Origin of the sequence: Nocardiopsis sp. NPDC006139, from assembly GCF_040614155.1 — a bacterium.
In the GTDB taxonomy this organism is placed as follows: Bacteria; Actinomycetota; Actinomycetes; order Streptosporangiales; family Streptosporangiaceae; genus Nocardiopsis; species Nocardiopsis changdeensis.
Genome location: NZ_JBEXTT010000011.1, coordinates 240,151 through 248,574, shown reverse-complemented (window position 1 = coordinate 248,574; position 8,424 = coordinate 240,151). Strand labels below are relative to the sequence as shown.

General features: G+C 72.4%; 5 protein-coding genes. All 5 read right to left on the bottom strand.

The features are described 5' to 3' along the window. Positions 1 to 90: 90 nt before the first annotated feature. Positions 91 to 2,091, bottom strand: a complete 2,001-nt coding sequence (locus tag ABZ249_RS17280; protein WP_355263532.1) for an AarF/UbiB family protein — start codon at positions 2,089 to 2,091, stop codon at positions 91 to 93. 217 nt (positions 2,092 to 2,308) lie between these two features. Then, on the bottom strand, positions 2,309 to 3,904 hold the full coding sequence (gene dacB, locus ABZ249_RS17275) for a D-alanyl-D-alanine carboxypeptidase/D-alanyl-D-alanine-endopeptidase (protein WP_355263502.1): 1,596 nt from the start codon (positions 3,902 to 3,904) through the stop codon (positions 2,309 to 2,311). Positions 3,905 to 4,180: 276 nt separating this feature from the next. After that, positions 4,181 to 6,358 carry an ABC transporter ATP-binding protein gene (locus tag ABZ249_RS17270; protein ID WP_355263499.1) on the bottom strand — a complete coding sequence of 726 codons (2,178 nt, stop codon included), beginning with the start codon at positions 6,356 to 6,358 and terminating at the stop codon, positions 4,181 to 4,183. Further along, positions 6,355 to 7,263: an ABC transporter permease gene (locus ABZ249_RS17265; RefSeq protein ID WP_355263529.1), complete on the bottom strand. Its 909-nt coding sequence runs from the start codon at positions 7,261 to 7,263 to the stop codon at positions 6,355 to 6,357. Before ABZ249_RS17265 ends, ABZ249_RS17270 begins: the two co-directional genes overlap by 4 nt. A gap of 19 nt (positions 7,264 to 7,282) precedes the next feature. Next, positions 7,283 to 8,293 (bottom strand): ABC transporter permease, encoded by a 1,011-nt coding sequence (locus tag ABZ249_RS17260; protein WP_220563772.1) that lies wholly within the window; start codon positions 8,291 to 8,293, stop codon positions 7,283 to 7,285. Between the last annotated feature and the right edge of the window lie 131 nt (positions 8,294 to 8,424).

The window sequence follows — 8,424 nt, the reverse complement described above, 5'->3', positions numbered from 1 at the left end:
AGAAGGTCAAGCTGATCGCCGAGGGGTCCGAGGCGCTGGGGGCGTACGCGACGGCGCTCATCGACGCACCGTCCGGCCCCGGCGGGGCGGTCATGGCCGGTGGCGGGCGGCGTCGCGGGCGACGCCGACCAGGAGGCGCAGCACGATGAGGGCGGCGACGGCCAGGAGCAGCCAGGCCGCGCCGTTGAGCAGCTGGGCACGGACGGTCATGTCCGCCCACTCCACGTGGGGGCCGTCGGTGACGTTGAACAGCCCCACCGACATCATGCCCGTGGCCACGGCCAGGACGGTGAGGATCGCCTGGCGGGCGAGTCCGCTCAGCAGCCGCCGGTCCTCGGGGTGGGCGAAGGGCCGCACCTGGATCGTGAACCGGCCCTTGTGCAGCTGGTCGGTGATCCGGTCCAGCCTGCGCGGCAGCCGCCGCAGCGTGGGCAGCAGCGCGACGATCTCGTCCACCGCCAGATCGCGCAGCGCCTCTCCGCGCAGCTGCTCCGACATGCGCTCCCCGGCGAAGCGCTTGGCCTCGGCGACGGTGTCGAACCCCGGCGACAGGTGCACCAGGGTGCCCTCCAGGGTGGCCAGGGCGCGGAACACCGCGGCCAGCTCCGCCGGGAGGGTGAGGCCGAACCGCGTGACGATGAGCAGCAGCTCGGTGAACATCCGCATGCTCGCCGTCATCCCGCCCTGCAGGTGGCGGGCCATGAACTGCCCCAGCGCCCGGCGCAGCCGCTCCCCGTCCACCCCGTCCGGGTCGGTGACCACGTCCAGCAGGGTGTCGGTGAGCAGCACGGCGTCGCGCCGGTCCAGCGCCACCAGCATGAGCCGCAGCGCCTCCCGGGTCTGGCCGTCCAGCCGCCCCACCGACCCGTAGTCGAGCAGCCCCACCCCGCCGTCATCGAGCAGCAGGATATTGCCGGGGTGCGGGTCGGCGTGGAAGATGCCGCTGATCATCACCTGCTCCAGCAGGCAGTCCAGCAGGGCGCGGGCGATCCCCTCCCCGTCCACGTCGGCGGGGTCGACGGCGCCCACGGAGACGCCGTGCAGCCGCTCCATCACCAGGATCCGCGTGCCGGTGTAGTCGTCGTACACCCGCGGGATGCGGACCCGCGAGTCCGGCGCGGCCTCGGCGACGGCGGCGATGTTGGTCGCCTCCACCTCGAAGTCCAGCTCTTCCAGCAGCGCCTCGGCGAACCCCTCCGCCAGGTCCACCACCCCGATGGCCGGCCCCCAGTCGGTGTACTCGTCGAAGCGGGCGGCCAGCCGCCGGATGATGTCGAGGTCGCGCTGGACCACCGGGGCGATCCCCGGCCGCTGCACCTTGACCACCACCTCCTCGCCGTCGACGAGCCGTGCGGTGTGCGCCTGGGCGATGGACGCCGCGGCCAGCGGCTCGGCGGAGAACTCGGCGAACACCTCGTCCACGGGGCGGCCCAGCCCGCGCTCGACCACCTCCCGGATCCGCTCCGCCGGGATGGGGGCGACCTCGCTGTGCAACCGCCCCAGCTCCTCGACGAACACCGGTGGCAGCAGGTCGCGCCGGGTGGCCAGCACCTGCCCGAGCTTGACGAACACCACCCCGGCCTCCTCCATGGAGCGGGCCAGCGACCGGGCCAGCCGCCGCTGGGTGGAGGTGTCCTCGCCGTCCTCGCGGCGGCCGGTGACGTAGCCCCACAGCCCGCGCCGGGCCAGGATCCACGTGATCTGCCGGTACCGGCGCACCCGCCCGAACCAGTGGGCCACCGCGAGGACCGTTTGCAGCGGGCGCGGCCGGGTGCCGCGCGGGATGGCGAGCTCCAGCCCGACGAAGGCGAGCATCGCCACGACGGCGGACATGGCCATGGTGACCATGACGTACTCCGGGCCGGGCGAGATGATGGGCGCCTCCGCCGACAGCCGCTCCAGGGAGCCGTAGTACAGCAGCGCCCCCACGGCCGACCCCAGGATCAGGCCGACCAGCCCGGCCAGCAGCAGCCGGGGCAGGCTGAAGGGCACCCCCATCATCCTGCTGGCCAGCAGGCCCACTCCGAGGAGCAGCAGGACGAAGAAGATCAGGGAGAAGATCTGGAGGATCCCCTCCCCCACGTAGACCATGGCGAGGTTCACGGACGGGGGCTCGCTTTCCGGCGGCGGTCGGTGGGAGGGCTGCGGCGCGAAGGCCCGTCACGGCTCCTTCGGCCCTTTCCCGATCTCAGGGTGCCAGGTCCGGGGCGCGGGCGACACCGGCGGTCCCGGACCTGTGGACAACGCCGGGCACGCGACGGGCCGGGGCTCCCCACGAACCCCGGCCCGTCCCGCTATCGGTGGCGGATCAGCAGGTCAGCTCCCAGGAGCACTCCAGCTCACCGGTCTCCGCGCCCGGCGCGCCCTCCGGGACCCGGGCGCCCTGCGTCCGCAGCGCCGGCCCGTGGCCCAGGTGCTCGGCCAGCCGGACCGCGATCGCGTCCTGCACGGCGACGGGCGCCGGCCCGGTGTGCCCGTTGTTGAGGATGGAGAAGACCAGGCCGTCGCCGCCGTCGGCGCCGGGCACGTACCCGGACAGGCCGCTGACCCCGCTCATGGTGCCGGTCTTGGCGCTCACCACGCCCTGGGCCGCGGTGCCCGCCATGCGGTTGCGCAGCGTGCCCCCGACGAAGGGGTCGGCGATCCCGGCGACCGGCAGCGACGCCTCCCACACGGGGTACCAGTCGGCCCCGCGCGCGGCGGTCAGCAGCTCCGTGACCGCGGTCGCGGTCAGCCGGTCGGTACGCGAGAGCCCGGAGCCGTCGTGGAACACGACGCCCTCGGTGTCCACGCCCAGACCGGCCACGGCCTCGGCGACACCGGCCCGGCCGGCCTCCCACGTGCCCTCGCCCGCGGTCTCGCGGCCGATGGCCTTGATCAGCATCTCGGCGTGGCCGTTGTTGCTGAACTTCATGAACGGCACCAGGATCTCGGACAGCTCAGCGGAGGTGTGGTCGGCGACCACGCGCGTGTCCAGGTCGGCGGGGACCTCGCCCTGCCCGACCCCGCCGCGCACCCTGACGCCGTGCTCCTCCAGCGCCTGCTCGAACAGGTGCCCGGCCAGCCCGGCGGGCTCGTCCACCGTGCGCAGCACGGCGACCGGGGCGCCGCCCTGCGGGATCGACCCGGTCACCACGATGGTGTTGGTGCCCACCGGCCGGTCCACGACCAGGGTGTTGCCGCTGCCGGGCGCGCCGGTGACGGCCCGGTTGTCCAGCTCCATGTAGCCCTCGGCGGCGCCCAGGTCCACCGCGGGCGCCTCGCCCTGGGCGGCGGCGGTGACGGTGACCTCGGTGACGCCGGTGTCGAACCGGTCCCCGTGGGCGACGGTGAGCGCGGAGATCTGCGCCGAGTAGGCGTAGGGCTCGTCCTCGGGCCACCAGTCGTCCACCAGGCGCTCGTCGTCGAACCAGGTGTCGTCGGCGACCACGTCCCCCTTGACGACCCTGACCCCGGAGGCGGCCACGTCGGCGGCCAGCGCGTCGATGTCGGCGGCCGACAGGGTGGGGTCGCCGCCGCCGACCAGGTACACGTCCTCGACCGTGCGCGGCCGGCCGTACCCGGCGGGGACGACGACCTCGGTGTCGAAGGTGCGGTCCGGCCCCAGGACCTCCAGGGCGGCGGCGGCCGTGAACAGCTTCATGTTGGAGGCGGGCACGTAGGGCGTGTCCGCGTCGCGGGAGTACAGCTCCTCGCCCGTCGCCGGGTCGAGGACGACCACTCCGGCGTCGGTGACGGAGGGGTCCGCCAGGATCTCGTCGAGGTCGGCTCGCAGGTCGGTCACGGTCTCCGCGACCGGCTCGGCGTGTGCGGGGGCGGCGAGGAGGCCGAGCGGCAGCAGGGCGGCCGCCGCGGCTGCGGCCCACCGGGGGCGGGGGCCGGCCAGGGGGGTCGGGGCTCTCATGGATCTCCAAAGGCTCGGACGGAAGACCACGAACCTAGCCGAATCTCACCGCGGGTCGCCACGCGCACACGCCGGGAGCACAATCCCCTTTTCCGTACCGCCGCAGGCCGGAGCGGACAACGCTCTCGATTACCCACCAGAGCGGTCCACATGTGGACAGAAGAGGAATACCTGCCCGAACGCGGCACGGCGGTGCCGGGGGTCGCCCCCGGCACCGCCGCGGACCCCGCCTCCGCCGTTCCCGGCCCGAACAGCCCCGGGAACGGTGGCGCGGGATCAGATCAGCTCCACCACCTGTGAGTAGTGGCAGGCGTCCCGGTGCCCGGTGCCCCGGTCCAGCAGGCCGGGCGGCTCCTCGACGCACAGGTTGCGCTGCTCGTCGGTCAGCTCGTTGGCGAACTTCGGGCAGCGCGTCCGGAACCGGCACCCCGAGGGCGGGTCGGCCGGGCTGGGCACGTCGCCCGTGACCACGATCCGCTCGCGGGTCCGCTCCTTGACCGGGTCCGGCAGCGGGATCGCCGAGATGAGCGCCTGGGTGTACGGGTGCGCCGGCGCGTCGAACAGCTGCTCCGTCGTCCCCGTCTCCACGATCTTGCCGAGGTACATCACGGCCACCCGGTCGGAGATGTGCCGGACCACCGACAGGTCGTGCGACACGAACAGGTACGACAGGCCCAGCTCGTCCTGGAGGTCCTCCAGCAGGTTGATCACCCCGGCCTGGATCGACACGTCCAGCGCCGACACGGGCTCGTCCAGGATGAGCACCTTCGGGTTGAGCGACAGCGCGCGGGCGATGCCGATGCGCTGCCGCTGGCCGCCGGAGAACTCGTGCGGGTAGCGGGAGCCGTGCTCGGGGTTGAGCCCGACCAGTTCCAGCAGCTCCCTGACCCGCTGCTTGGCGCCCTTGCCCCGGCCGTGGATCTGCATGGGCTCGGCGATGATGTCCGAGACCGTCATGCGCGGGTCCAGGGACGCGAACGGGTCCTGGAACACCAGCTGCAGGTCTCGCCGCAGCGGCCTCATCTGGGCTTCGCTGAGCGAGTGCAGGGGCTGCCCCATGTAGGTGACCTCGCCCGACGTCTGCCGGATGAGCTGGAGCAGCAGGCGCGCCGTGGTGGACTTGCCGCAGCCGGACTCGCCGACGAGCGCGAGGGTCTCGTGCTCGCGCAGTTCGAGGGAGATCCCCGAGACCGCCTGGACCTCGCCGATCCTGCGCCGCAGGATGCCCTTGGAGCGGATCGGGAAGTTCTTGACCAGGTCGACCGCGGACAGCAGCACCTCGGACGACACCGCCTCCGGCCGCTCCTCCGGTCCGGCGGTCCCGGCGGCTTCGGCGCCCTCGGCCTCGACGAGTTCCGCGGGGGCCTCCGCGTCCAGGGCGGTGGCCCGGAACAGGTCCTCGGGCCGGGCGTCCACCAGCTGCTCGCTGAAGTGGCAGGCGGCGGCGTGGCGGCGGAACGGGTCGGGGTCGTCCCCGTCCACGGCCGCCTCCAGGGCCGGCTCCTGCGCGTGGCAGATGTCCTGGGCCATCGGGCAGCGCGGGGCGAACCCGCAGCCCCGCGGCAGGTCGAGCAGCGAGGGCGGCGTCCCCAGGATGGGCGTGAGCTTCTCGCTGCGCGCCTCGTCCATCCGCGGCAGCGACCCCAGCAGCCCCAGCGCGTAGGGCATCCGGGGCCGGTAGAAGACGTCCTCGACGGTCCCGGTCTCCACCAGGCGGCCCGCGTACATCACGGCCACCCGGTCCACGTGCCCGGCGACCACGCCGAGGTCGTGGGTGATGAGCACCAGGGCCGCACCGGTCTCCCTGCGCGCCGCCTCCAGGGCCTCCAGCACCTGGGCCTGGACCGTCACGTCCAGGGCGGTGGTGGGCTCGTCGGCGATGATCACGTCCGGGTCGTTGGCCATCGCGATGGCGATGACGACGCGCTGGCGCATACCGCCGGAGAGCTCGTGGGGGTACTGGTCGACGCGCCGCTCCGGGTGGGGGATGCCCACCTTGTCGAGCAGCTCGACCGCCCGCTCCCTGGCCTGCTGCTTGGTGACCTTGCGATGGGTGAGCACCGCCTCGGCGATCTGGTACCCGATGGTGTACACCGGGTTCAGCGAGGTCAGCGGGTCCTGGAAGATCATGGCGATCTTCTCGCCGCGCACCTTGCTGATCTGGGCGTCGTTGAGGCCGATGACCTCCTGTCCGAGCACCCGGGCCGAGCCGGACACCTCGGCGGTCTTGGGCAGCAGGCCCATGATCGCCATGGAGGTCACCGACTTGCCCGAGCCGGACTCGCCGACGATGCCCAGGGCCTCGCCCCGGCGCACCCGGTAGGACACCCCGCGCACGGCCCGCAGGGGGCCGTCCTCGGAGGAGAAGGTGACGTTGAGGTCCTGGACGTCCAGGACGATGTCCGTGTCGACGGTCGCGGTGGCGCCGTCGTTGATGTTGTCCGTCGTGGTCATCGCCGCACCATCGTCTGTCGTGGGTCGAGGGCGTCCCGCAGCCCGTCACCGATGAAGTTGATCGTCAGGCAGATGAGGACGATCAGCACGCCGGGCGGGTAGAACAGCCAGGGCCGGGTGAAGGCGGCGGTGCGCGCGCCCTCCACCATCTTCCCGAGCGAGATGTCGGGCGGCTGGATGCCGAACCCGATGAAGGACAGGCCCGCCTCCGTCAGCACCGCGACCGCGATGAGCAGCGTGGCGGCGACGATGATCGGCCCCGCGGCGTTGGGCAGCAGGTGGCGGAAGATGATCCGGGAGGCCCGGGCCCCGGCCGCGCGCGCCGCCTCGATGAACTCCTGCTCGCGCAGGGAGAGCACCACGCCGCGGACCACGCGGGCGACGGTCGCCCACGAGAACAGGCACATGATGAGCGCCACCGCGTACCAGGTGGTGCCGCCGCGGACCGCGCCGTTGATGGAGGCGACCGCGACGATGAGCGGGATGATGAGGAAGATGTCGGCGATCCTCATCATGATCGCGTCGGTGCGTCCGCGGTAGTACCCCGCGACGGCGCCCCAGGTCGCGCCCACGACGGTGGAGACGACCGCGACGGTCAGGGCGACCTTGAGGGACTGCTGGGCCCCGCGCATGGTCTGCGCGAACACGTCGGTGCCCTGCTTGGTGGTGCCGAAGGGGTGCTCCAGGCTCGGCCCCGCGTTGCTGGGGATGTCCGGGTTCACGGTGTAGCCCCACGGCCAGACCAGGGGCCCGAGGAAGGCGAAGGCGACGATCAGCCCCAGGAGCACCAGGCTGATCATGGCGGCGCGGTGCCGCCGGAACCTCCGCCAGACGAGCTGGATCTGGGTGCGGTCCCCGCCCTTGGCCGGCGCCTTCGCCGGCGTGCCCGGACCGCCGTCGTTCATCGCGACGCTGCTCTGCATTTCACTCATAGCGGATCCTCGGGTCGAGAACGCCGTACAGGATGTCGGCGACGAGGTTGGCGACCACCACGAGCGTGCCGCTCAACATGAGCCAGGACATGACCGCGAACGCGTCCTGTGCCTTGACCGCCTCGATGAAGAAGTAGCCGAGTCCGCGCCACTGGAAGATCGTCTCGGTGATGACGACGCCTTCGATGATGCCGACGATGCCGATGGTGGCCACGGTGACCAGGGGGATGAGCGCGGTGCGCAGGGCGTGGCGGCGCACCACCACACGGTTGGGCACACCCTTGGCCCGGGCCAGCCGGACGTAGTCGCTGTTGAGCACCTCCAGCATCGACGTGCGCTGGTAGCGGCTCCACGACGCGAAGCTGGTGAGCATCAGGGTGATGGTGGGGAGTACGAGGTGGCCCGCGGAGTCGAGGAAGTACTCCCAGTTGGTCATGTTGCTCACCCGGGCCGAGTTGGCCCCGATGGTGAAGAAGAAGCTGCTGCCGGTGGTCTGGTTGAACCACAGGCCGCCCTCCTTGATCAGCGCGCCCAGCCAGAAGGTCGGCATGGCCAGGGCGAGGAAGCCGATGAAGGTGAGGGTGTAGTCGAGCTTGGAGTACTGGCGCATGGCGCTGACCACGCCGGAGAGGATGGCCAGGCCCAGGGCCGCGATCACGGCGGCGGTCACGAGGCGCAGGGTGACGGCGATGCTCGCCGACAGCTCGGTGCCGATGTCGAACGCCACACCACGGACGGAGGGGCCGAACTGCCCCTGGAGCAGGCCGATGTCCCCGTTGCCGCCGATCCCCGTCATCCAGAGCCAGTACCGCTCCGGGATCGACCGGTCCAGGTAGTAGCGGGCCTCCGCGTCGGCGATGACCTGTTCCGAGGGGGGAGGTTGCTGCATGCGCAGATCCGCGAGCGGGTCGCCGCTCAGGTCCACCATGAGGAAGACCAGGACCGACGCCGCCAGGAGCACTGGGATCGCCACGGCGAGGCGACGCGCGGTGTATACGAGCATGGGAAGGTCCTTCGATGAACGCTCCCGGCCCGGGAAGGGGGCCCTTCCGGCCGGTTGCACCGGCCGGAAGGGCCCCTGCCCCGCCCCTGCGGCGCCGGGCGCGGGCCCGGGTCGCCGCGGGGGCGGGGTGC